21 protein-coding genes are annotated in these 23,435 nt (G+C 71.0%); 2 read left to right on the forward strand and 19 right to left on the reverse strand.

What is annotated here, in order from left to right:
* Positions 1 to 168 precede the first annotated feature (168 nt).
* The 8 genes from mdo to ACIRON_RS13325 all read right to left on the reverse strand — a co-directional run bounded on the left by mdo (position 169) and on the right by ACIRON_RS13325 (position 7,356).
* Positions 169 to 1,461: an NDMA-dependent methanol dehydrogenase gene (gene mdo / locus ACIRON_RS13290; RefSeq protein ID WP_402992769.1), complete on the reverse strand. Its 1,293-nt coding sequence runs from the start codon at positions 1,459 to 1,461 to the stop codon at positions 169 to 171.
* Between the two features lie 102 nt (positions 1,462 to 1,563).
* Entirely contained in the window at positions 1,564 to 2,970 is a 1,407-nt protein-coding gene (gene mftF, locus ACIRON_RS13295; protein ID WP_402992770.1) for a mycofactocin biosynthesis glycosyltransferase MftF, read from the reverse strand.
* On the reverse strand, positions 2,967 to 3,662 hold the full coding sequence (gene mftE / locus ACIRON_RS13300; protein ID WP_402992771.1) for a mycofactocin biosynthesis peptidyl-dipeptidase MftE: 696 nt from the start codon (positions 3,660 to 3,662) through the stop codon (positions 2,967 to 2,969). The genes mftF and mftE overlap by 4 nt, the downstream gene beginning before the upstream one ends.
* Positions 3,646 to 4,848, reverse strand: coding sequence for a pre-mycofactocin synthase MftD (mftD, locus tag ACIRON_RS13305; RefSeq protein WP_402992772.1), 1,203 nt, complete (start codon positions 4,846 to 4,848; stop codon positions 3,646 to 3,648). The genes mftE and mftD overlap by 17 nt, the downstream gene beginning before the upstream one ends.
* A complete protein-coding gene (gene mftC, locus ACIRON_RS13310; protein WP_091043881.1) occupies positions 4,845 to 6,077 on the reverse strand; it encodes a mycofactocin radical SAM maturase in 1,233 nt (410 codons plus the stop codon). The genes mftD and mftC overlap by 4 nt, the downstream gene beginning before the upstream one ends.
* Positions 6,074 to 6,358, reverse strand: coding sequence for a mycofactocin biosynthesis chaperone MftB (mftB, locus tag ACIRON_RS13315; RefSeq protein WP_091043883.1), 285 nt, complete (start codon positions 6,356 to 6,358; stop codon positions 6,074 to 6,076). The genes mftC and mftB overlap by 4 nt, the downstream gene beginning before the upstream one ends.
* Positions 6,358 to 6,450 (reverse strand): mycofactocin precursor MftA, encoded by a 93-nt coding sequence (mftA, locus tag ACIRON_RS13320; protein ID WP_141802062.1) that lies wholly within the window; start codon positions 6,448 to 6,450, stop codon positions 6,358 to 6,360. Before mftA ends, mftB begins: the two co-directional genes overlap by 1 nt.
* A 102-nt stretch (positions 6,451 to 6,552) precedes the next feature.
* On the reverse strand, positions 6,553 to 7,356 hold the full coding sequence (locus tag ACIRON_RS13325; protein WP_402992773.1) for an alpha/beta hydrolase: 804 nt from the start codon (positions 7,354 to 7,356) through the stop codon (positions 6,553 to 6,555).
* Positions 7,357 to 7,387: 31 nt separating this feature from the next.
* Here ACIRON_RS13325 and ACIRON_RS13330 point away from each other — a divergent pair, with 31 nt between their 5' ends.
* Positions 7,388 to 7,963 (forward strand): PadR family transcriptional regulator, encoded by a 576-nt coding sequence (locus ACIRON_RS13330; RefSeq protein WP_402992774.1) that lies wholly within the window; start codon positions 7,388 to 7,390, stop codon positions 7,961 to 7,963.
* On the opposite strand, the gene ACIRON_RS13335 is transcribed toward ACIRON_RS13330, so the two are convergent.
* The 4 genes from ACIRON_RS13335 to ACIRON_RS13350 all read right to left on the reverse strand — a co-directional run bounded on the left by ACIRON_RS13335 (position 7,964) and on the right by ACIRON_RS13350 (position 12,038).
* Positions 7,964 to 8,572: an MBL fold metallo-hydrolase gene (locus ACIRON_RS13335; protein WP_402992775.1), complete on the reverse strand. Its 609-nt coding sequence runs from the start codon at positions 8,570 to 8,572 to the stop codon at positions 7,964 to 7,966.
* Entirely contained in the window at positions 8,572 to 9,672 is a 1,101-nt protein-coding gene (locus ACIRON_RS13340; protein WP_402992776.1) for an S-(hydroxymethyl)mycothiol dehydrogenase, read from the reverse strand. The genes ACIRON_RS13335 and ACIRON_RS13340 overlap by 1 nt, the downstream gene beginning before the upstream one ends.
* Before the next feature lie 107 nt (positions 9,673 to 9,779).
* Complete coding sequence (locus ACIRON_RS13345) at positions 9,780 to 10,802, reverse strand: FAD-binding oxidoreductase (protein ID WP_402992777.1); 1,023 nt, start codon at positions 10,800 to 10,802, stop codon at positions 9,780 to 9,782.
* Between the two features lie 3 nt (positions 10,803 to 10,805).
* Positions 10,806 to 12,038, reverse strand: coding sequence for a cytochrome P450 (locus ACIRON_RS13350; RefSeq protein WP_402992778.1), 1,233 nt, complete (start codon positions 12,036 to 12,038; stop codon positions 10,806 to 10,808).
* Between the two features lie 140 nt (positions 12,039 to 12,178).
* Between ACIRON_RS13350 and ACIRON_RS13355 the strand changes: the two genes are divergently transcribed.
* Positions 12,179 to 13,117: an AraC family transcriptional regulator gene (locus ACIRON_RS13355; RefSeq protein WP_402992779.1), complete on the forward strand. Its 939-nt coding sequence runs from the start codon at positions 12,179 to 12,181 to the stop codon at positions 13,115 to 13,117.
* A gap of 13 nt (positions 13,118 to 13,130) precedes the next feature.
* Here ACIRON_RS13355 and ACIRON_RS13360 read toward each other — a convergent pair whose 3' ends face one another.
* The 7 genes from ACIRON_RS13360 to ACIRON_RS13390 all read right to left on the reverse strand — a co-directional run bounded on the left by ACIRON_RS13360 (position 13,131) and on the right by ACIRON_RS13390 (position 23,270).
* Positions 13,131 to 13,670: a TetR/AcrR family transcriptional regulator gene (locus ACIRON_RS13360; protein ID WP_402992780.1), complete on the reverse strand. Its 540-nt coding sequence runs from the start codon at positions 13,668 to 13,670 to the stop codon at positions 13,131 to 13,133.
* Entirely contained in the window at positions 13,667 to 14,860 is a 1,194-nt protein-coding gene (locus ACIRON_RS13365) for a cytochrome P450 (protein WP_402992781.1), read from the reverse strand. The genes ACIRON_RS13360 and ACIRON_RS13365 overlap by 4 nt, the downstream gene beginning before the upstream one ends.
* 32 nt (positions 14,861 to 14,892) lie before the next feature.
* Positions 14,893 to 15,345, reverse strand: a complete 453-nt coding sequence (locus tag ACIRON_RS13370) for a cupin domain-containing protein (RefSeq protein WP_402992782.1) — start codon at positions 15,343 to 15,345, stop codon at positions 14,893 to 14,895.
* Between the two features lie 66 nt (positions 15,346 to 15,411).
* Complete coding sequence (locus ACIRON_RS13375) at positions 15,412 to 17,964, reverse strand: LuxR C-terminal-related transcriptional regulator (RefSeq protein WP_402992783.1); 2,553 nt, start codon at positions 17,962 to 17,964, stop codon at positions 15,412 to 15,414.
* A 121-nt stretch (positions 17,965 to 18,085) separates the two neighbouring features.
* On the reverse strand, positions 18,086 to 20,347 hold the full coding sequence (locus ACIRON_RS13380; RefSeq protein WP_402992784.1) for a hypothetical protein: 2,262 nt from the start codon (positions 20,345 to 20,347) through the stop codon (positions 18,086 to 18,088).
* A gap of 110 nt (positions 20,348 to 20,457) precedes the next feature.
* Positions 20,458 to 20,829: a DoxX family protein gene (locus ACIRON_RS13385; protein WP_402992785.1), complete on the reverse strand. Its 372-nt coding sequence runs from the start codon at positions 20,827 to 20,829 to the stop codon at positions 20,458 to 20,460.
* A 68-nt stretch (positions 20,830 to 20,897) separates the two neighbouring features.
* Complete coding sequence (locus tag ACIRON_RS13390) at positions 20,898 to 23,270, reverse strand: sulfatase-like hydrolase/transferase (RefSeq protein WP_402992786.1); 2,373 nt, start codon at positions 23,268 to 23,270, stop codon at positions 20,898 to 20,900.
* Positions 23,271 to 23,435: the final 165 nt, after the last annotated feature.

The raw sequence follows: 23,435 nt of genomic DNA on the forward strand, positions 1-23,435 counted from the left end.
CACCCCGCCCGTCGAGGCGTGCCGCCCGGGGGGGGGGGGGGGGGGCGCGGGGGGGGGGGGGGGGGGCGGGCGGGGGCGGGCGGGGGGGGGGGGGGGGGGGGGGGGGGGGGGGGGGGGGGGGGGGGGCCGGGGCCCCCCCCCCCCCCCCGACGGGATCAGCCGGCGCGATCAGCCGAGCAGGTCGTCCAGGTCGCCGTTGAGGCAGTGGTCGACCACCGGACGTACGGTCTCGAACGTGCACTCCTTGGCGTTGCCCGGCGTGCAGGCGTCACCGAGGACGTGGTTGGTGATCCGGTCGACGTCCGCGGCGTCGCCGACGATCGTCGGGGCGTTCTCGTAGTAGGCGGTCGGCCCCTGGCCGAGCCGGTTCTTCGAGTACGTGTCCTTCGTGACGTCCACGAACCGCTCGGTGATGCCGACGTCGCGCAGCAGCCGGATGGCCGCGGCCAGCGCCGCGTCGGCGGCCTGCACGTCGGTCATGCCGTGGGTGTCGACGCCCATCGCGCGGGCGATGTCGGCGAACCGCTTGTAGTGCGTGGGCATGTTGAACGCCCACACCCGCGGCAGCGCGATCGCGTTGTTGAGGCCGTGGTGGGTGTCGTAGAACGCACTGATGGCGTGGCTGATCGAGTGGATGATGCCGAGGCCGCCGGAGTTGAACGCCTGGGCGGCGATGTACTGGGCGTACATCATCCCCTCGCGGCCGCCGAGGTCCTGGCCGTTCCAGACCGCCTGCCGCAGGTTCTCCGAGGTCAGCTTGATCGCGTGCAGCGCGTTGCCGAGCGAGGGCTGGAAGTTGATCCGGGAGACGTACGGCTCGCTGGCGTGCGCCAGGACGTCGAAGCCGCACTGCGCGGTGTAGTCGACCGGGCAGTCGAAGTAGAGCACCGGGTCGTCGATCGCCAGGCTGGCGACCGAGGCGTCGTCGAAGGCGACGTACTTGTGCGGGTTGTCCGGGTCGGTGGTGGTGTCGGTGATGACGTACGCCCAGGACGTCTCGGACCCGGTGCCGGCCGTCGTGGAGACCGCGATGTGCGGCGGGTTCTTCGGGTTCTCGGACATGTTGAAGCCCTCGAACTCGTTGACGTTGCGGCCGTCGTGGGCGACCGAGATGCGCGCGCCCTTGCAGGCGTCGTGCGACGAGCCGCCACCGATGGAGACGAACGAGTCGCACTCGTTCTCCTGGTAGAGCTTCACCGAGTCCATGACGTTGTAGTCCTTGGGGTTGGACTCGACCTTGTCGTACACGACGACCTCGAGGCCGTGGTACTTCATCGACTCGACGATCTTGGTGACGATGTCCGTGCCGCGCAGGCCGGACGTCATCACCAAGGTCTTACGGAAGCCCATCTTCAGAGCCTCGGGCCCGATCATCTCGTGAGCGCCGGGGCCCATGAGGGCACGGGGGAACGGGTGGAACTCCTTGATGGGGAACGGCTTGAGTAGTTCGTCGACCTGCATGGCAACCTCCGTTGGCGTGTGTGACGCTCAGCACATTAGGTACGCCGAGAGCGCCCCGAACAGGCGAGGAACGGGAAACAGCCCACCCCGGGAGGGGCCGACCTACCCGTTGGGAGAGGTGCCTCCCTGGCCGGTCTTCCGGCCGGGTCGACGCGGCAGCAGACAGGTGATCGAACGTGCTCTGATCGCACCCGCCCACAGCCCCGCGCCGTACGCCATGTCGTCGAGGCGCCGGGCCAGCGGCCGGTATCGCGTGCCGGGGTTGTCGACCTGGGCGACGACCACGTCGACGAGCAGCGAGGCCGCCAAGGCGCGCCGGACGAGGGCGCTGCGCGGGGCGAGGAGCACGGTCAGCGGCCACCAGTGCCGCAGCAGCAGTGCGGCCTCCTGTCGTACCGTCCAGCCGAGGCCCTGGGCGCAGAGCTGAACCGCGAGCCGATCCCGTCCGGGGGTCTCCGGCAGCCGCCTTCGCAGCGAGAGCGTGCCGTAGGCGATCCCGGCCGCGGCGATCGGGAGGGACCACCGGCGGTGCACCATCAGCGCGGCCGCGGTGGCCGCCATGCTCACGGTCATCACGGCCGGCGCCCCCTTGCGGCCGTGTCGGACGGCGAGGTCGGCACCGCCGGTCCCATAGAGGTACTTACGGCCGAGCCAGCCGCGGATCGTGGTGCGGGTGTCGTGCCAGGCCGTCTGGTCCGGGTCGTAGCGGACGACCTCGCCGGCCTCGACCAGCCGCCAGACCAGGTCGACGTCCTCGCCCACGCGCATGGACTCCTCGAACCCCGCGCCGAGCCGGTCGGCGCGCCCCACCAGGCAGGCGCTGGGCAGCCAGCCCACCGCTGCGCCGGGGCGTACGACGCAGGCCCGGGTGCCGAGCGCCAGGGAGGAGTCGTCCTCGTCGAAGCGCTCGAACCACCGCGGTTCCCGGCTGAGGGCGCGGCTGCGGACCAGCGGCGCGACCAGCGCGACGCGACCGTCGGCGAAGTGGCGGGAGAGCGCCAGGAGCGTGGTCGCCTCGACCGTGACGTCGGAGTCGACGAAGGCGACGTACGGGGTGCGGACGGCCCGCAGGCCGGCGTTGCGGGCGCCGGCGGGGCCGAGGTTCTCCGGCAGCCGGATGATGCGCGCACCATGGCGGCGGGCCACCTTCTCGACCGCGTCGGGATCGTGGGAGTCGTCGTCGACGACGATGCGACTCAGACCCTCCAACGGGCCCAGAGCGCGGTCGAGCTGGTCGGGCCGGTCGCGGACGGGGATGACGACGGTGAGCTCGGCCGGGTCCACCCCGGGGCCGCTGAGCACGGGATCGGCCAGGTTGCCGTCGACGAGCCTGGCCGCGAGCGCCTCGGTGGCCGCGTCGACCACCGTGATCTCGCCGTCATCGAGGTGGGCCAGGGCGGCGTCGGCGAGCCGGACGGCACGCAGCGGCGAGCCACCGACCAGCAGGCGCCGGTCGATGCGGCGTACGTCCGCGCGGATCCGGACCCGGAAGCCGATCGGGAGTCTCACCCCACTGCCACGCCGCCGGGAGCCAGCACGTCCATCGTGGTCTGCTCGATCATCAGGGTGAGCGCCTCTGCTCCCTGCGCCGCCGTGGCGCCGGTGGGATCGCCGAGCACGCCGTTGGCGGAGACCGCCTCGACCCCGCCCGCCCGCATGAGCGGGAGGATCTCCGCGAGCGGCCGGGTGTCGCCGGGCTCGGCCAGATCCATGCGTACGGCCTCGGGCCGCAGGTGCAGCATCAGGGACGTCTCGGTGCGGCCCGCGTGCAGGTCGAACTCCTCGGTGCGGCACGGCAGCCAGCACGCGGTCTGCCGCTCGAAGGTGAGCTGGTTGACCGCGCTGGTCAGTGCGGCGGCGTTGCCGCCGTGGCCGTTGATCAGCACGACCCGGTCGGCCCAGGTGCGGGCCGACCGGACGAGCTCGACGACGACCAGATGCAGCGCGTCGCTCCCGATCGACACGGTGCCGGCGAAGGACTGGTGCTCGCCGCTGGAGCCGATCGCGATCGGCGGCGCCGTCCAGCTCCGGACGCCATGCTCGGCGAGTCGTTCGGCCACGCCGTGCGTGACCGCGGTCGCGATGGTCGTGTCGGTGTCGAAGGGCAGATGCGGTCCGTGCTGCTCCAGCGAGCCGACGGGGACCAGCAGGACCGTGCCCTCGCCGACCTGGGGCCAGGTGGCGTCACTCAGCGCGTACATGGAAGCCGTCCGGGACGATCAGATGCTCGGGCCGCAGCTCGCTGACCGAGCCGACCGCGAGGCCCCGCAGCGCCGAGTCGATCCCGCCGCTCAGCACGTCGAGGACGTTCTCGACCCCGGCCTGGCCGTTGGCGGCCAGACCCCACAGATAGGCCCGGCCGATCAGCACCGCCTTCGCACCGAGCGCGAGCGCCTTGACGACGTCGGAGCCGCGGCGTACGCCTCCGTCCATCACCACGTCGACCTGGTCACCGACGCGGTCCGCGATCGGCTTGACCATCCGGATCGCGGCCGGGGTGCCGTCGAGGTTGTTCCCGCCGTGGTTGGACACGGAGATGCCCGCGACCCCGGCATCGACCGCACGGAGCGCGTCGTCGACCCGGCACACGCCCTTCAGCACGAACGGGGTGCCACTGATCTGGTGCCACTGCTCGCGCATCCAGACGACGTCCTCCCAGCTCGGCGGCGGGGTGGTCATCCACTCGTAATAGGCACCGAAGAACGTCGGCGCGCTCCCGCCCGGCGGAGCGAGGTTCGGTGCGGTGAGATCGGGGAAGGAACCGGTCCGCCCGAACTTCCACGCCCACCGGGGCCGGGCCGCCACCTGCGGCGCCAGCCGCATCATCGTCCGCAGATCGACCTGCTCCGGGATCTCGGGGCTGCCCCAGTCGCGGCCGATCGAGAAGGACCAGTCGAGCGTGGCGATCAGTCCCTGGGCGCCGGCGGCGTGCGCCCGCTGCATGCGCTGGACGATCGTGTCTCGGTCACCGGTCCAGTACATCTGGAAGAAGGTGGTCGCGCCGGTCGCCGTCACCTCCTCCACCGACCTCGAGGCGAAGTTGGAGAGCCCGATGATCGTGCCCCGGGCCGCGGCGGCCCGGGCGACGGCGACCTCGCCGTCCGGATGTACGGCCTGGACCCCCGTCGGGCTGATCAGGACGGGCAGCGGGACGGAGTGGCCGAAGACGGTCGTGCCCAGGTCGCGCTTGGCGTGCTGGCCGACGACATGGGGCGCCCAGCCGAGCTCGGCGAAGGCGGCCTGGTTGTCGGTCATGCTCTGGCCGCGCTCGGAGCCGGCGACCAGCGCGCCGTAGACCGGCTCGGGCAGCCGTCGCCGGGCTCGTTCCTGAGCCACCGCGACCGACTCGAACCACGGGTTCTTCTTCCAGGGGTTCTCGAGCTTCACGACAGGTCACCTCCGGCGAGCGGGTCTTCGTTGCAGGCGGAGACGGGGCGCCGCCTGGTCGCTCCGAGGTTGAGCAGCACCGGTGCGTTGCGGCTGGCCTGGCTGCGCGAGTGGTCCTGGCTCGCCGTCGGCACCGATCGGTCGCCGGCGAGCGCCGTCTCGCCATAGCCCTGGACGCACTCCGGGTCCGGCCCGTCCAGCGGCAGCCCGGTGAAGAACTTGGCGGCCATGCAGCCGCCGCGGCACGCGTCGAAGTGCTGGCACTTGGTGCAGGCTCCGCCGGTCTGCGGCGAACGCAGCTCGGTGAACAGCGGCGAGGACTGCCAGACCTCCCGGAAGCCGCCCTCGCCGAGGAGGTTGCCGGCCAGGAACTGGTCGTGGATCGCGAACGGACAGGCGTACACGTCGCCGATCGGGTCGATCAGGCACACCACCCGCCCGGCGCCGCACAGGTTGAGCCCGGGGAGCGACTCGCCGTAGGCGGCCAGGTGGAAGAACGAGTCCCCGGTGAGCACATCCTCGCCATGAGCCATCAGCCAGTCGTAGAGCTCGCGCTGCTGCTCGGGGAGCGGGTGCAGCTCGTCCCAGACGTCGGCGCCGCGACCCGAAGGGCGCAGCCGGGTGAGGCGCAGGGTGGCGCCGTACTCGTCCGCGATGGCCTTGAAGTCGTCGAGCTGGCCGATGTTCTCCCGGGTGCAGACCACGGAGATCTTGGCGTCGGAGAAGCCGGCGTCGCGGAGGTTCCTCAGGGCCTTGAGCGCGGTGTCGTACGAGCCTGCTCCGCGGACCCGGTCGTTGACCTCCGCGGTCGCGCCGTCCAGGGAGATCTGTACGTCGACGTAGTCGGTCGAGGCCAGGAAGGCGGCGCGCTCGGGGGTGATCCGGAAGCCGTTGGTGGAGAACTTCACGCCGACCTGATGGTCGACGGCGTACTCCACGAGCTCCCAGAAGTCGGGGCGGATCGTCGGCTCACCGCCACCGATGTTGACGTAGAAGATCTGCATGCGCTGCAGCTCGTCGATGACCGCCTTGCACTGCTCGGTGCTGAGCTCGCGCGGGTCGCGCCGGCCCGAGCTCGACAGGCAATGGGCGCACTCGAGGTTGCAGGCGTACGTCAGCTCCCAGGTCAGGCAGATCGGGGCGTCGAGTCCGAACTCGAACTGCTCGACGAGACTGCCGCCGGCGGGACGGCCCGTGGGAGTGGTGGGGCGTTCTGGTGCGAGGGTCACGCTGCCTCCTCATGGCGGGGGCGGATCATGTCGGTCTCGGCGAGGGCACGGAGCGCCGCTGCGTACGCGTCGTGCTGCTCCGGCGGGATGCCGGCGGCGTCGAGCGCGCTGCCGAGACGAGGGTGCTGCTCGAGGAGCCGGACCACCTCGACCAGCTCCGGCCGCTTGAGGAAGGTCAGCTTCCGGTTGCCGAAGTGGTAGGCGAGAGCCCCGAACGGCTCAGGACGCAGCGCCACCGACGGCGAGAGTGTCCACGGCTCCTCGAGCATGCGATCGGGCATCAGTAGACGCCGCACATTCCGTCGATCGAGACCTCCTCGATGAGGTCCTCGGTGGCGACGTCGGTCGGGTTCGACTCGTTCTGGGGTTCCATCTGCTGCTCCTCTCACGGGGTGACCGTTCGCACGTTAATCACGGCGTGAGCGGAGCAACCTCCCCGATCGGAGAGTCTTGCGGGCAGGATCAGGGAGGAGAATCAGCTCGTGGCGTACGCGACGACCTGCTGACCGAGCGGCGAGAGCCGGCCCTCCTCGACCACCAGCTCCCAGCCGTGCCCCGCCTCGGCGGGCACGAACTCCGAGGACGTGGTCTGCGCCAGCGCGCGGGCGGCGTCCGCCTCCTCGCCACCGTCGGTGTCCTCGGCGATGGCGATCAGGCCCGGCGTGCTGATGGCGTCGGCGACCGAGGCGAGGTCGACACCGGCCCAGTTCGACGGCCCGGACAGGTCGACCCAGCCGTCGACGTCCACACCGGCGGCGACGGCCCGCACCGTCTGACTGCCGCCCATCGAGGCACCGACGAGCACGACCGGAGCGTCCGGCCACTGCTTCTCGACCTCGGCCAGCGCGGCCCGCACCTGCGGGACGGGATCGTCGGGATCCTCGATCCCGCACTCGGCCTTGCCATAGCCGCACTGGTCGTACGAGAGGCCCGCGACGCCCTGGAGAGCCGCCAGGGTCGCGAAGTCGCCCCAGCCGCAGCGGTCGCCGTCGGTCTGATGGAGCATCACCAGCACCGCCGACGGATCCCGGCCCTCCGGAGGGGAGAAGCGGATGGCCGGCAGCTCGAGCTCCGGCCCGGCGACCCGCGCCGGCTCGACGGCCACATCGGTCTCCGGCAGGAAACAGCCGCCGAGCTCACCCTCGATGTACGGCCCATCGGTCGGCAGCACGGGACCGGTCTCCTTCGCCTTCGCCGGCCCGGGGTCGTCGGCGCCGCAGCCGGCCAGGAACAGGCCGAGGATCGCCGCGCCGGCCGCTACGCCCTTCACGCTTCGCATATGTCAATATTGACATATGAGGAACCCCGGGGTGACCGCTTCCAACCTCGGCTTCGCGATCCTCGGCCTGCTGGCGCGGCGCGCGAGCACCGGCTACGAGGTCGCCCAGCGGATGCGTCAGCCGATCGGCTACTTCTGGACCGCCCGCCACTCCCAGATCTACCCGGAGCTGAACCGTCTCGATGCTGCCGGACTGGTCGAGCACGAGGTCATCGAGGGCGCCGGTCCCCGACCGACGAAGCGCTACCGGATCACCACAGCCGGTCGGGACGCGCTGGCGGCATGGGTCGTCGGCGACCTCGAGCCCCAGCCGGTCCGTGACCTGGAGGTCCTCCGGCTGTGGTCCGTCTGGACCGTCGAACCCGATGCCGCCGACGACCTGGTCGCTCGGCTCGAAGCGACCCACCAGAGCGCCCTCGACCGCTACCTCGAGGAGCTCGCCGAGATCTCCGACGACCCGGGCGCTCGCGACCCCTCGAACCCGCTGTTCGCGAGTCGGATCACGCTCGAAGGCGGCATCCGGTCACGGCGTACGTCCTTGGAGTGGTGCGCCTGGATGCGCACCGAGTTCGCAGCCGCCGAGCGGCACGAGCGACCCGGGACCTGATCAGCCCAGGCCGGAGACCTCGGCGGCGATCGTGGTGTCGTCGCCGTGCCCGGTGTGGACGACCGTCTCGCCGGGAAGCGTGAACAGCTTGGCCCGGATCGACGACTCGATCGTGGGCCGATCGCTGAAGGAGCGCCCGGTCGCTCCGGGACCACCCTGGAACAGGGTGTCACCGGTGAAGACGCACCCCAGCGACGGCACCGACAGACAGACCGCTCCCGGCGCGTGACCGGGCGTGTGCAGGACGGTCACCTCGGTGTCGCCGATCTCGATGACCTGGCCGTCGGAGAGGTCCGCGTCCCACAGCTCATCGGGGTGGGTGAGCTCCCACAGCGGCCGGTCGTCGGGATGGAGCAGGATCGGGGCCCGAACGGCCTCGCGCAACGCCGGCGCCACGCGTACGTGGTCGTCGTGGGCGTGGGTGCAGACGATCGCCTTCACGCGGCGACCGTCCACCACCGCCAAGATGTCCTCCACCGAGTGCGGTGCGTCGATGACCAGGCACTCCTGGTCGTCGCCGATCACCCAGACGTTGTTGTCCACCTGGTGCGTCTCGCCGTCGAGGCTGAAGGTGCCGCTGGTGACGCCGTGGTCCACACGTACGGCCATCACAGCACCACCACCGAGCGCAGCACTTCGCCTCGGTGCATCTTCTCGAAGGCGGCCTCGATGTCGCCGATCCCGATCTCCTCGCTGACGAAGGCGTCCAGGTCGAGACGGCCCTGCCGGTAGAGGTCGACCAGCATCGGGAAGTCGCGGCTGGGGAGACAGTCGCCGTACCAGCTGGACTTGAGCGAGCCACCGCGTCCGAAGACGTCGATGAGCGGGATCTCGGGCACCGCCATGTCGGGCGTGGGCACGCCGACGAGCACGACCGTGCCTGCCAGGTCACGGGCGTAGAAGGCCTGCTTCCAGGTCTCCGGGCGACCGACCGCCTCGATGACGATGTCGGCGCCTTCGGCTCCTTCGTAAGTCCCCGAGCAGATCCGCCGGATCTCCTCGACCGGGTCGGTCTGCGAGGAGTCCACGGTGTGGGTCGCGCCCATCACCGCGGCGCGCTCGAGCTTCTTGGCGTCGATGTCGACGGCGATGACCGGGCTCGCCCCGGCCAGCACCGCGCCGGCGATCGCTGCCACGCCGACGCCGCCGCACCCGATGACTGCGACCGAGCGCCCTCGGGTCGCACCGCCGGTGTTGATGGCGGCACCGATGCCGGCCATCACACCGCAGCCGAGCAGGCCGACGGCCGCGGGCCGGGCCTCCGGGTCGACCTTCGTGCACTGACCCGCCGCGACCAGGGTCTTCTCCGCGAAGGCGCCGATGCCCAGCGCGGGGGACAGCTCGGTGCCGTCCTCGAGGGCCATCTTCTGGGTGGCGTTGAACGTGGCGAAGCAGTACTGCGGCTCACCCCGCTTGCAGGCCCGGCAGCTGCCGCAGACCGCGCGCCAGTTGAGCACCACGAAGTCGCCCGGCGCCACGTCGGTCACGTCGGGGCCCACCGCCTCGACCACTCCTGCGGCCTCGTGACCCAGCAGGAACGGGAACTCGTCGTTGATCCCGCCCTCCCGGTAGTGGAGGTCGGTGTGGCAGACCCCGCACGACTGGATCTTCACCACCGCCTCACCCGGGCCGGGATCGGGCACGTTGATCGTCACCAGCTCCACCGGGGCTCCCTTGGCACGGGCGATGACGGCCTTGACCTGCTGCATCTCTCTCCTCTCGGGGCACCGGAGGCTTCCGGTCGCTCCCCGGTTCATCCTGGGGGTTCGTGATATATCTGAGCAAGGGCCGGTCTCGGCGTCCGGGCTTCCCCCGGTCAGGCGCCCGGCCCGCGCCTGTCGGCCGGCTCGAACTTCTCCCGGTGGATGAGCCGCGGCGCCATCCGGCGCCGCTTGAACGCCTTGACCCCGGCCTCGACCAGCGCCGGCGAGCCACACAGCCACCCGGACCAGCCCCGGGCGCTGGCGATGTCCTCCACGAACGCGTCGGGGGCGTAGCCGCTGCGGTGGCCCGGCACAGACTCCCGGGAGAGCACCGTGACGACGCTGAAACCCGGGTACGTCCCGGCCAGCTCCGTGAGCCGGTCGGTGTCGTAGAGGTCCGCCTCGGTGCGTACGCCGTGGTAGAGCACCGTCGTCCGGTTCGGGTGGCGTTCGAGCGCCGTGCGGGCGATGCCGAGCAGGGGCGCCAGCCCGGTGCCGCCGCCGATGAGCACCATCGGCTCGCCCGCGTCCTGATCCGCGTCCGGAACGTGGAAGTCACCCAGCGGGCCGCGCACCTCGACCCGGTCGCCGACCGACACCGGCCCGAAGAGCCAGTCGCTGGCGACGCCGCCGGGGACGCGGCGTACGTGGAGCTCGAGGACCTTGTCCTCCTGGGCCGTGTTGGCGAGGGAGTACTGGCGCCGCTCGGAGGTGCCGGGGACCAGCACCTCGACGTACTGTCCCGCCGAGAACGCGAGCGGCTCCTCGAGGCCGAACCGGACGCGCCGGGTGTCGCGGGCCACGTCCTCGACGTCGACGACGGTGGCGGTGAGATCACGGAGCAGGTGGGTGGCGCGGCCCGTCTCTGTGCCGCGCAGCGCGACCTCGGTGTCCACGAGCGGCCGGGCCTGGCACGCCAGTGCCAGACCGCTCGCGCGCTCGTCCGCGGTCAGCGTCTCGAGCGGGGAGTCGCGGTGGTCGACGTCGCCGCACAGGACCTGCAGCTTGCAGGTGCCGCAGGTGCCCTGGTTGCAGGAGTTGGGCATCCACACGCCGGCGCGGAGGAACGCCTCCAGGATCGACTGGTCCTCGGCACACTCGACGCGGCGGCCGGAGACACTGATCGCGGCGGGCATCGCTCAGACCTCCCAGGTGCCGTGCAGGCTGGTGGGGCCGCGGAATCCCCAGCCCCAGAACTCGACGCCCTCGCCGGTGTCGCGCTCCAGGTTGGGGATCGCCTCGAGGAGCTCCTCGAGCCCGATCCGCATCACCTGGTTGGCGTAGTAGATGCCGGCGCACGCGTGGTTCCCGGCTCCGAAGGCGAGGTGCGGCAGCGGCGGCCGGTGCAGGTCGTACGCCGTGGGCGCATCGTATTTCCCGGAGTCGTGGTTCGCGGAGCCGTAGGAGAGGATCACCGGCGTCCCGGCGGGCAGGTCGACGCCGGCGACGGTGACCGGCTTGGTGCTGATCCGCGCGGTCGCCGACCAGATCGGCGACGTCCAGCGCATGCCCTCGGAGATGGCTCGCGGCAGGAGCGAGGGGTCGTCGACGACCTCCTCCATCTGCTCGGGACGGCTGAAGAGGCCGACCAGCGTCGAGGCCATCCCGTGGCCGGGCTCCTGCATCGCACCGAGCAGGTAGACGTAGATGGTGGGGTAGATGTACGCGCGGTCGCGGGTCTTCCCCGGCGGCATGCCGTCGTGGAGCCAGTGGGAGATCGCGGTGTTCTCGGGGTGCTCGATCCACCGGTCGATCAGCGGGTCGACGACCGCCTGGATCTCGGCCCTGGCCTCGTCACCGGGGGTGAACCCGTCGGGATTGGTGAACTCTCCGTTCTCGTCGACCGCGGCGTTGGTGAACGAGACGCTCAGCTTGTGGAACCACTCGCGGAGCTTGTCGGAGGAGACCGACTGCAGCCCCAGCAGATCGCCGAGCGAGCGTACGGAGACGGGCTCGCAGTACTCCGCGACCAACTCGGCGCGCCCGCGGTCCTCGAACTGCTCGACGTAGTTCCGGGCGATCGGACGGACCAGGTCGTCCACCCAGCTGTCGACCTCGACCGGCTGGAGCTGGGGCTCGACCATGCCGCGCAGGTCGGCATGGATGTCGCCGTTGACGCCGATGATCGCCGGGTGCCCGAACGTACGTCCGCCGGCCGGGGTGATCACCGCCTCGAAGTCGGGGCTGGTGGCGACCTCGCGGCAGATCTCCGCGGTGGAGGCGACGTAGGAGCCGAGCACCGGGACGAAGGCGAGCGGCGCCTCGCTGCGTAGGCGCTCATAGGTCGGGTAGGGGTTCCGCTCGAGCTCGGTCATCGTGACGTCGTCGAGCCAGGAGAGGTCCTGCTTGCCGGGTTGCTGCGTGGTCGTCATGGGTGCTCCTCGGGGAGTGGGAGGTTCCGAACAGGAGTCGAAAGTAGGTCGGTCCTCGCACCCCGGCGACACGGATTGCGCGGGTTCGGCACCCTGAACGCGACCAATTTGTGACGCTCGTCTCAGGTACGCTCGGCGGCATGTCCGGTCGTATGCGAGCCGCTCCCCGGGACTGGGGGCAGGCCTCGCGCGTCGTGGCCCAGGCATACTTCCCGCACCAGCTCCGGCCGGTCGGCGGCGCTCACGAGCCGCGGCTCACGCTACGTACGCTGGATCTCGGGCCGGTCCTGATCGGCCACGTCGGCTGGGGCGCGGACGTCGCGATCGAGTGTGACTACCCGAGCGCGTACGAGGTGAACATGCCGATCACCGGCCACCTGGAGAGCCGCGGCCGGTTCGGTGAGCTCACCTCGGTGGTCGGCCAGGGCACCGTCTTCCGGGCCGACACCCCGTCCCTGATCAGCCACTGGGACGCGACCTGCACCGTACTCGGCGTGAAGTTCGACAGCGACTGGCTGGAGGTCGAGACCGAGCGGATCCTGGGCACCGACCGCGTCAACACCCGCGCTCTCCTCCCGGAGCAGCTGTCGCTGGAGTCCGGCCGCGGTCGCGCCTGGCATCACCTGATCACCAGCCTGGCAGCCAACCTGCACGACCCGGACCTCTTCGCCGACAGCGAGCTCGTACGCCGCCAGCTCGCCGGCGCGGTCGCCGCGGGCCTGATGGAGATGTGCTGCCCCGACGGCGGCGTCACCGCGGCCGCCCAGCCGCGGACGATCCGACGCGTGGTCGAGGCCCTCCACGACGACCCCGCCCGGGCCTGGACCGCCGCCGACATGGCCGCCCTCGCTGGCACCAGCGTCCGCCGGCTGCAGGAGGGATTCCAGCAGTGGCTGGGTAGCGCGCCCTCCCAATATCTCCTCGACATCAGGCTCCAGCGCGCCCACGCCGACCTCACCACCGACCCCGCCCTCAGCGTCGGCGACGTCGCCGCGCGCTGGGGCTTCTCCTCCGCGAGCCGCTTCGCCGCCGCCCACCGCCGCAGGTACGGCACCGCCCCGTCGGCCGCCCGCCGCTGACGGTCCGGCCGGTCTAGCTGCTCGGCGGCATCACGAGGAACCGCTCCAGCTGGCGACGCTCTGCTTCTACGTCGTCGCCGGGGCTGATGAGGAACGACAGGATGATGCGCAGGACCCAGTCGGCGAGGTCGGGGTCGGTGGCGCCGGAGGCGAGATAGCTCTCCGCGGATCCGCGGATGATCGGGGAGTCGTGGAGCACCTCGCGCAGCAGGGTGCTGTCACCGGCGTACCAGGCGGCGAGGTGGGGGCGCTCGCGCACGGCGGCGAGGCAGGAGATCACGGCCTCGACCACGCGACGGCGGGGGTCGGACACATCGGTCGTCGCCTCGGCGACCTGCTTGGTGATGAGCCGCGCCTCGCGATGGGCGAAGGCGTGGATCAGCGCCTGCCGGTTCTCGAAGTAGCGATACAGGGTCGCCCGCGAGCAGCCGGCCGCGCGGGCCACCTCGTCCATGCCCGGCTTGTCGACGCCGCGCTCCACGAAGAGCTCGCCCGCGGCGTCGAGGATCCGTTCGGCGGCGAGCTCGGTCCGCTCCGCCTCCAGCCAGCTCATCCCGCCACCTCGACATGGAGGCTGAGGGGCCTGCGTACGTAGCTCCCCGGCGCCCATCGCAGGGAGTCGTGGTCGACGGTGAAGGACGGCATCCGGGTGAGTATCTCGGTGAGCGTCACCCGGCCCATCATCCGGGCGGCCGCGGCACCGAGGCAGTGATGCGCCCCGTGGGCGAAGGTCAGGATCTGCCGCGGCCGGCGGGTGACGTCGAGCTCCTCGGCGTCGGCGCCGAAGGCACGAGGATCCCGGTTCGCGGCGGCGTAGCAGAGCAGGACCTTCTTGCCCGCGGGAACGGTGACGTCATGGATCGTGACGTCGCAGGTGGTGGTCCGGGCGAGCCCCTGCACGGGCGAGGTGAGCCGCAGCAGCTCCTCGACGGCGGCCGGGATGTCCTGCAGCGCGAGCTCGCGCTGGTCGGGGCGGTCGGCCAGCAGCGGCAGTCCGCCACCCAGCAGCCCGGTCGTCGTGTCGTTGCCGCCCGCGACCATGGTGAAGGCGAACGCGAGCACCCGCAGCAGCCCGGCGTCGTCGTCGGCCTCCCCGGCGGCGACGAGGTGGGAGACGGTGTCGTCACCGGGCTCGCGCCGGCGTCGCTCGATCAGCTCGGCGAAGTAGCCCATGAGCTCGGCGGCGGCACCGGCTCCGATGCTCTCGTCCTGCGCCGCATTGGCCGTCACGATCGCGTCGGTCCACACGTCGAAGCGACCCCAGTCCGCCTCGGGGACCCCGAGATAGTGGGCCACGACCATGCTCGGCAGCGGCTTGAACAGCTCCTCGACGATGTCGCCACCGCCGGCCGCCCGGATCCGCTCGACCCGCTCGACGACGAACTGCGTCACCCGAGGAGTGACGTCCTCGACCTGCTTCGGCGTGAACCCCCGGTTCACCAGCTTCCGGAACGCCGTATGGGCCGGCGGATCGGTCATCACCATCGGCGGGTTGTCGGCCAGCCCGATCCGCTCGAGCTCGTCGTGAGCCGTCGTCAGCCCGCCGGTCGAGCTGAACGTCTCGTGGTCGCGCACCGCCGTGTAGACGTCGTCGTGCCTGGTCAGGACCCAGTAGTCGCCCCGAGCGACGTGGTGGACCGGGTCGTGCTCGCGCAGCGCGGCGTACATCGGCCACGGGTCGGCCCAGGAGGGCCCGGTCGGAGGGACGTACGCGGCGATCCCGTGAGACACATCGATTTTCATGTCTCACAGAATCAACACCGTCGGCTAGTTTGTCAATGGCTCGGTCCGGCCAGCGCGACACCGTGTCGCTCGGTGACCGACAGGATCGCGGCCAGCGAGTCCGCGGCCGGAAGGTCCGTGGGGACGGAGGCGGAGAAGTCGGCGAAGAACTTGCCGGCGCCGTCGCCGCTGGTGATCGCGAGGAACCGGGCGGAGTCGCCGACGACCTCGAAGGTGATGGGCGTGCCGGCAGGGCAGACGACCATGCCACCGGGTTCGACGTCGTAGGTCGTGCCGTCGACGTACACCGTCACACGGCCCTCGAGCAGGTACAGCACCCCGCTCCACGGCGAGACGTGCGGCGGCGCCATCGGGGAGGCGGGGGCGACGACCTCGAAGACCTCGAATGCGCCCTGGGCGTCCTTCACCGCGGCCTTCGCGATGTGGTCGCCGTCGATCATCGGGATGTGCTGACCCTCGTGGGGCCGGACGTACGTGGTGCTCATGACGCCTCCTTCTGTTGGGTACGCACCAGCGTCCGCCGCCGGAGGAGACCCGGTGCGAGTAGTGCGCTACTCGACTCCGAGGAGGTCTGCCAGCGCGGCCCGCTCGGAGACGCCGAGCTTGTGGCCGGCCCGGTAGAGGTGGCCCTCGACGGTACGCACCGAGAGCGTCAGCCGGGCCGCGATGTCCTTGTTCGACAGCCCCCGGGCGGCCAGTGCGGCGATCTCGCGCTCCCGCACGGTCAGCGGCAGCGGCCGGGCCGCGACGACCAGCGCAGGGGTGCGGGCACCAGACCTCTCGGCGAGCCTCTCGGCGGTCGCCGCCGCGGTCATCGCCGACCCCTGCCGCCCCGCGCGGCGCTGCACGTCGGCGCACTGCGCCGCCGCGTCGCCCGCGGCGACGAGATCGCCGAGCCGGGCCCAGGCGTGCGCCACCTGGAGCAGCGCATCGCCGTCCTCGTCGGCCCAGGCTCGGGCGTGGGCCAGGGCGGTGCCGGCGCGAGGGCACAGCCCGGCGAGCGCGGCGAGCCGACGGGCCGGCGCCACGGTCGTGTCACCGAGCTGGACCGCGGTCTGCCAGGCGAGGACCTCGTACGTCGGCGAACCCGCCTCGCGAGCGAGATCCGCCGTGGCGACGGCATGGCCGACAGCCTCCGTCGTCCACCCCTCGGCCGCGGCGCCCCACGCCAGCGCGAGGTGGTCGTCGGGCAGATAGAGCCGGTACGCCGGATGGTGCCCGGCAGCGACGCCGGCAAGCAGGGGCGCGGCGTCCTCCGGTCGACCCGCCTGCGCCAGGGCGGTCGCCAGCAACGTACGGCACCGGAACCCGAACTCGTGCCCCGAACCCTCCAGCCCGGCCCATGCCTCGCGCAGCGAGACCAGCGCGTCACGCAGCCGACCCTCGGCGAGGGCGGCGTGCCCGGCGACCACCAGCCCCATCAGCCTCGCCGGACCCGGAAGGTCGGCCGAGGCCGCCCGCATCCTCCGCGCCAGGTCCGCGCCCTGCTCCGGGGTCCCGGCGAGACGGTGGCCGAGCACCTGGAAGTCGGCGAGCCCGAAGCCGGGGATGACGGTCGGCACCCGGTCGGCGGTCAGCCCGCCCACGACGGCGGCCTCGTCGAGGAGCTCACGGTCTCCGGTGACGGCGGCGACCGCGGACGCCGAGGTGGCGACCAATATGCCGGCCAGGTCGTCGGGAAGCTCGCTCCGCAGCAGCTGCGGCGCACGGGCGAGCACGGCCGCGACCTCACCGTCCACCAGACCCAGGACGAGCGACATGGCGGCGACATGGGCCGGGGCGGCGCCGGTGGCCTCGGCCGCGGCCAGCGCCTGATGGGCCTGGTCGGGGCGGGCCATCGTGAAGAGCAGGTTGCCGGTGCGATGCAGCTGCACCATCGCGAGCAACCCCGGGTCGGACGTGGTGGCGACGATGTCCTCGTGGATGGCCTCGGCCTCCTCCCCGCGACTGAGCCAGGAGAGCGCCGCGCCGTGCACGACCCGGGCGGCGAGGTCGCCGGTGGCAGCGGCCGCGCGCGCCAGCCGCTCGGCCAACGGAAGGTCGTACATCCGGGTCGCGGCCTCGGCGGCCCGCAGGAACAGCGCCGGCTCCGGCGGCAGGTCGGAGTCGAGGGTGAGCACGGCGCGGGGGATCGGGTCGGGCTCGGGGTCAAGGGTCTGCGCCACCCGGCCGCGGAGGCGGCGGGCCCGCAGCGTACCCATCGCGGCGCGGCGTACCTCGCCGTAGAGGGGGTGCGCCAGCCGGGCGACCAGGCCGTCGGTACGCACCAGCCCACGGCTCTCCGCCTCCTCGACGTCCGCCGCGGAGGTCAGTGCGGACAGGGTCGGGACCGCCACCGGCTCAGCCAGGGCGACCATGTCCACGACGTCCCGCACCCCCGCCGCGAGGTCGCCGATCTCGCGCTCCAGCAGTCCGGCGAGCTCCGGCGAGATCGCCGGCTCGCTGGTCCACCTCCAGATCCCGGACGCCGCGGTGAACCGCCCCGCCGACACCTCACCGGCCAGCAGGTGCCGCAGGAACAGCGGGCTGCCCTCGGTCATCGTCCACAGCCGATGCGCGGAGGCGGTGTCCACCGGCCCGCCGAGCACCCGGGCGATCAGCTGCGTACTCTCCTCGGCATCCAGCGGCGCCACCTCCAGCCGCGGGAGATGGTCGTCCTTCCACAGCGACGTCACGATGTCGGGTGCGGGTTCCCCGGTACGCAGCGTGATCAGCACCGGAGCCAGCCGGCGCGTCACCACCCGCTGCACCACGATCGCCGAGTGCTCGTCGAGCAGGTGGGCGTCATCGACCGTCAGCACGAGGGGCCGCTGCCGGGTGAGCTGCTCCAGCGCCCCGCCGATCGTCTCGGCCGCCTCGCCGGACGGGACGTCGAGCAGACCGGCGAACGCACCGAGCGGGAACGGCCGCGCGGCCGCGCTCCCCTGGGCGTACACGACGGCTCGCCCGTGACCGGCGGAGACCGCCAACGCCTCACGGGCGAGCCGGGTCTTCCCCACCCCCGCCTGACCCGCAACGATGACGCCCGCCGCACCGGGCCTGATCGCCGCCGCGACCCTCCGCAGCTCCTCGTCCCGCCCGGTCAGCGGCCACAGCCGCTCCATGAGGTCAGGCTAGTGGCAAGGGATCCGGCCACACATCACTCAAAATGTGGCTCCGCTCAACGGCTCGATCCGGACTTCGCCAGACCGATGCCAGTCCTCACGGCACCAGCCGCGGGAGCCCTCACAGAGCCGGCGAGAGGTCCTCCCAGACGACCTTCCAGCCATCCGTCGGGAACCCCGGAGCAGAGCCGCGCGGTCCCGGGGTGCCGGTCGCGCCACGTACGCCTTCGGGCGAGTCCGCCCACCCGGCGCACATCATCGCCACCGAGTAGAGCAGCCCGCCGGCCGACGGGAAGTACGGCGAGGGCACACCGCTCTTGCCGCTCGCCGGCAGCCCGGTGTCGGTGAAACCGAGGCGCTCATGAAGCAGGTTGTCGACCGCGCTGACCGGGTCACCGAGACGGGCCGCGTTCATGGCGAGCAACGGGAAGTCCCAGCTGTAGAGGTCGGTGACCGGCCAGGTCTCGTACACGCGTCGGGTGGTCGCCCGCATGGTCTCCAGGTCGACACCGTCGCCCGGCAGCATCCCGAACGGCGCGATCGGGTCCGGGTGGTTGGTGTTGCGTTCGGTCCACATGTTCGGCACGCCCTCGTAGAGGACATAGGTGCCGTCCTCGACGGGCAGCGGCGCGAGATTGTCCAGGATCTCGTCCAGCGCCTCGTCCCGCGCGCGGCCGAGCCGCTGGCGCCATTGCTGGGCGATGCGCAGCCCGAACTTCCAGTAGGAGAGCTCGAAGGTCGGGTTCAGCGTCGACTCCGGCTTGTTCCGTTCGTTGCAGCACATGATCGGCGGCCCGATGACGTACCGGCCGGTCTCCTCCTCACGGTTCGCGAACGACGCCATGAACTCGGCCGTCTCGCGGACCACCGTCTCCCACTTGCGCAAGGTGCTCTGCTGCGGATGCGCCTGGTAGTCCATCTCTGCGAGGAACAACGGGTGGGGCTGCTGCCAGATCAGCAGGCAGGTCGGCGTGCCCGGCGACTCCCGACCGGTCGCATCACCGAAGGCGGTGGTCATCTTGGGCCAGCGCGCGCCACGGAAACCCTGCGACACGGCAAGCTCACGTGCGTGCGGAAGGAACCGTTCATAGATGTCCGTGCTCCGGTCGAGGAGCGACCAGCGGTTCCACAGGCCGTAGTGGAAGGCGTGCCACCAGTACATCTCCATGTGGAACTTGCCGTACCAGCCGTTGTTGACCAGCCCGGACTCCTGGGCCGGATCGTTGCCGGCGTCGTTGACCGCGAGGTGGTACTGGCTGAGCACGATGCGGCGCTCGAGCTCACGCCAGCGCGGGTCCGTGCTCTGCGAGAGATCGACGGCACCGCCGGTCCGCCAGAACCGGGGCCACCACTCCTCGCTCGCGTCGACGACGTCGTGGGCCGACGGCACCTTGTCCACCTCTGGGGCGAACAACGCGGTCAGCTCCAGACGGTTCCCCCGGCCGACGATCTGGTAGCGGTGCAGTGCCGGGTCCAGGCGAGTGATCTCGGCCCCGCCCGGCAGGTCGAGACCGACCTGGTACTCGGTGTCGTCCATCGTGTGGGTGATCCGGGCGGTCCGGCCGCGGCGTGTCACGGCGGTGGTGTGCCTCTCGGGGCGGTCCCAGAACCCGACGAACGGCGCCGAGAACTTCTGGGTGCCGGTGGTCATCGCATACGGGAAGTCGATGAACGCCGTCAGGCGACCGGCCCTGACCAGGTCCGAGTCGATGCGTACGCCGATCGCGTCCTGCCCCGGGTGGCAGGCGGTCTCGACCTTCACTTGGTGGCCCTCGAGCCGGAACCTGCTGCGCAGCAAGCCTGTCCACGGGTCGAGCATCTGCTCGACGTCGGTCAGGTCGGCCTCGACCGCCTCCGTGCCGTCAGCCTTGAGCATCCGCAGCCCGATCCGCCCGAGGTTCGCCCGGTGGGGGTTCTCCCGGAGCCAGTTGAAGATCTCCGGCTCGCCCTCGTCATGGGTCCAGTACGCGACATCGCGGCCGTAGGTGTCCCAGACCCGGCCCTTGAGGTCGGAGATCTGCTTGCCGGGAGGCAGCGCGTCCTCGTGCCAGCCCCAGTCGGCGAGGGTGTTGAAGGCGAGGAAGGTCTGCAGGCCGGTCACGTCGGCACCGAAGGCGAACCGGCCGTTGCCGACCTGGATCGGAAGCTCGAGGTCGCTCTCGTGTCGAACCACACGGTGCCGGGAGACCAACGCCTCGCGGTCGATCGCCCGGCCGCGTGATGGCGCCGCCGCCGCAGCCGACTCGGCTGCCAGGACACGGCTCATGAGGGTCGCCGACGCGACGGCGGCCATGCCTTGGAGGACACCACGACGGGCAAGCTGGTGCTGATGGATCACGGTCTGTTCTCCCACCTTGATCGGAGCTCCGAACACATCGGGCATGAAACGATTCAGCTCATGACCGTAAAGATGTGACGTCAGTCACGTCAAGGTTCTGTCCGGGTCCGGCCAGAGATCACGGACCTGCCGATCGAGCTCGACAACGTGGTCGGCTAGAACGGCTCGATCGCGAAGCGACCCCACGCGACGAAGACCATCGCGGCGAGAAAGAGCAGGTCGCCGAGCAGCTCCTTGTACTCACCGCGACGGATCCGCTCGGTGATCGCTCCGGCCATGTAGAGCGCCATGCACGACGCCGCGATCGGCACCAGGATCGGCGCCACGCCGACCAGCCCCGGAAGGACCAGGCCGATGCCACCCAGGACCTCCACGACGCCCATGAACCGCACGTTGCCAGGCGTGAAGTCCTCCGGCCAGCCCAGCTTCGCCGCGTACTTCTCGTACGGCATCGTCAGCTTGACGATGCCGCCGGCGATGTAGCCGAAGGCGAATACGCCGGCGACGATCCAGAGGGCGATGTTCATGATGTCTCCAAGTTCAGTCGATGTACGGATGCCCCTAGGACGAGGAACGCGGTGCATCCGTGACATCGCTACTGACGGGCCATCGCGATCCTGAACCGCTCCTCCGGGTCGATGTAGTGGTCGTGGACGTCGTCCCCGAGGTCGATCTGGACCCACGCGATCTTTCCCCTGAACCGGCTGGTCCGGGTGGTGTAGTCCGACGAGACCGTCGTACCGGACTCGTAGCCGATGTCGGTGGTCTCGTCGGCCGAGAAGATCATCGGCTGGGTCATCTCCACCCGGCCCGACCCGACCGGCTTGCCGTCGTCGTAGAGCGTGACGTCGCCGCCCTTGGCGAGCCCACCCCCGTCGTACGCGAACTCGACCCGGACCTGGCGGGTCCCGGCCGCGAGCAGGGACTCCGAGACGACGGGAAACTCGTGGATTCCCAGCACGTTGTAGACGAACTTGAGCCGTCCCTCGCGGACGAAGAACGTCCAGCCGCCGAACCGGCCGCCCTGGGCGATGATCACGCCCTCGGCACCGGTGTCGGGGATCGTCACCTCGGCGGTGACGGAGAACGACTTGTTCTTGATGCTGACCACGCTGTTCTCCGAGAGCCGGCCCATACCGGGGAAGAAGAGCTGGGTGGTGCCATGGACGAGCGTCGGTCTGCCGGCCATCGCCGGCTCGACCCGCTCGGCGGTGCGATCGTCCATCGGCAGCACTCCGTACTTCACGGCCTCGATCAACCAGAGCCGCTGCAGCTGGGCGAGCTTCTCGGGGTGCTCCGCCGAGAGATCCCTCGCCTGGCTGAAGTCCGTGTTGCCGTCGTAGAGTTCCCACACGTCGTCGTCGAACGCCGGCAGGTCCCCGCCGACCATCACCCACGGGGTGCGGTGCTTGGTGACCGCGCTCCAGCCCTTGTGGTAGACGCCGCGGTTGGCGAACATCTCGAAGTACTGCAGGTCGTGGCGCTCCGGCTCGTTCGCTCCGCGGAACGTGTAGAGCATGCTCGTCCCCTCCATCGGGGACTGCTGGACGCCGTTGACCATCGCCGGCTCAGGCAGCCCTGCAGCTTCGAGGATGGTCGGCGCCAGGTCGATCACGTGGGTGAACTGGGAACGCAACGAGCCCGGGTCGTCGATCCCGTCCGGCCAGTGCACGATCGTGCCGTTACGGGTGCCGCCCCAATGCGAGGCGACCTGCTTGGTCCACTGCAGCGGCGAGTTCATCGCCCACGCCCAGCCGACCGAGTAGTGGTTGTAGGAGCTGGGTGAGCCGAACTCGCCCATCTTCGCCCGCATGAAGTCCGGGGTCTCCAGCGCGGCCATGCCGTTGAAGTTGGCCATCTCGTTGAAGGCACCGTTGACGGTGCCCTCGGCCGAGGCGCCGTTGTCGCCGACGATGTAGTAGACGAGAGTGTTGTCGAGTACGCCGAGGTCGGCGATCGTGTCGATCACGCGGCCGACGTGGTGGTCGGTGTGCTCGAGGAAGCCGGCGTAGACCTCCATCTGACGGGCGAGGACGGGCTTGAGCTCGTCAGGCATGTCGTCCCATGCGGGGATCTCGTCGTGGCGGGCGGTCAGCTCGGCATCGGCGGGGATGACCCCGAGCTCCTTCTGCCGCTCGAAGGTGCGCTCCCGCTGGACGTCCCAGCCGTCGTCGAACCGGCCGGCGTACTTGTCGATCCACTCCTGGGGGACGTGGTGGGGAGCGTGGGTGGCGCCTGGCGCGAAGTAGGCGAAGAACGGCCGGTCGGGCATCAGCGCCTTCTGCTGGCGGATCCAGGCACAGGCGTGGTCGGCCAGGTCCTCGGTGAGGTGATAGCCCTCCTCGGCCGTCGCCGGCGGCTCGACCGCGGTCGTGCCTTCGTAGAGCGCCGGATCCCACTGGTTGTTCTCGCCGCCGATGAAGCCGTAGAACGTCTCGAACCCTCCGCCTGCCGAGGGCCAGGCGTCGAAGGGGCCGAGCGGCGAGGTCTGCCAGACCGGGACCTCGTGGCACTTCCCGAACTGCGCCGTCGAGTACCCGTTGAGCTTGAGCGTCATCGCCAGCGGAGCCTTGGTGTTCGGCCGCAGCGAGCTGTTACCGGGCGCCGAGGTGGCCGTCTCGGTGATGCTGCCCATACCGACGGAGTGGTGGTTGCGGCCGGTCAGCAGCGCCTGCCGCGTGGGGGCGCACAGCGCCGTGGTGTGGAACCGGTTGTAGCGCAGGCCGTTGGCAGCCAGCCGCTCGGCGACCGGCGTGGCGCAGGGCCCTCCGAACGCGCTCGACGCTCCGAAGCCGACGTCGTCGAGAAGTACGACGAGCACGTTGGGCGCGCCGTCCGGCGGGAGCAGCGGCTCGATCGGCGGGTAGGCGGTGTCGGGATCCTTGGCGTCGTACGTCGTGTGCGCCGGTGCTGGTCGGTCCGGGATCGGCAACATGGTCCGGGCGTGGGTGTCGGGACGGTTCGGCATCGCGGAGGCTCCAGTCGTCGGCGGGTGTCCACCGAGCGTCACAACCGACTGCGCCTGCCACGTCACCCCTGGCGGATGATCGACCGCGTTCTTCAGGATTCGCTCTGAAATGCACGAAGCCCCAGGTCATCCCTGGGGCTTCGGTGGTGGTGCGCGAGGGGGAGT

The organism is Nocardioides sp. NPDC101246, assembly GCF_044767415.1.
In the GTDB taxonomy this organism is placed as follows: Bacteria; Actinomycetota; Actinomycetes; order Propionibacteriales; family Nocardioidaceae; genus Nocardioides.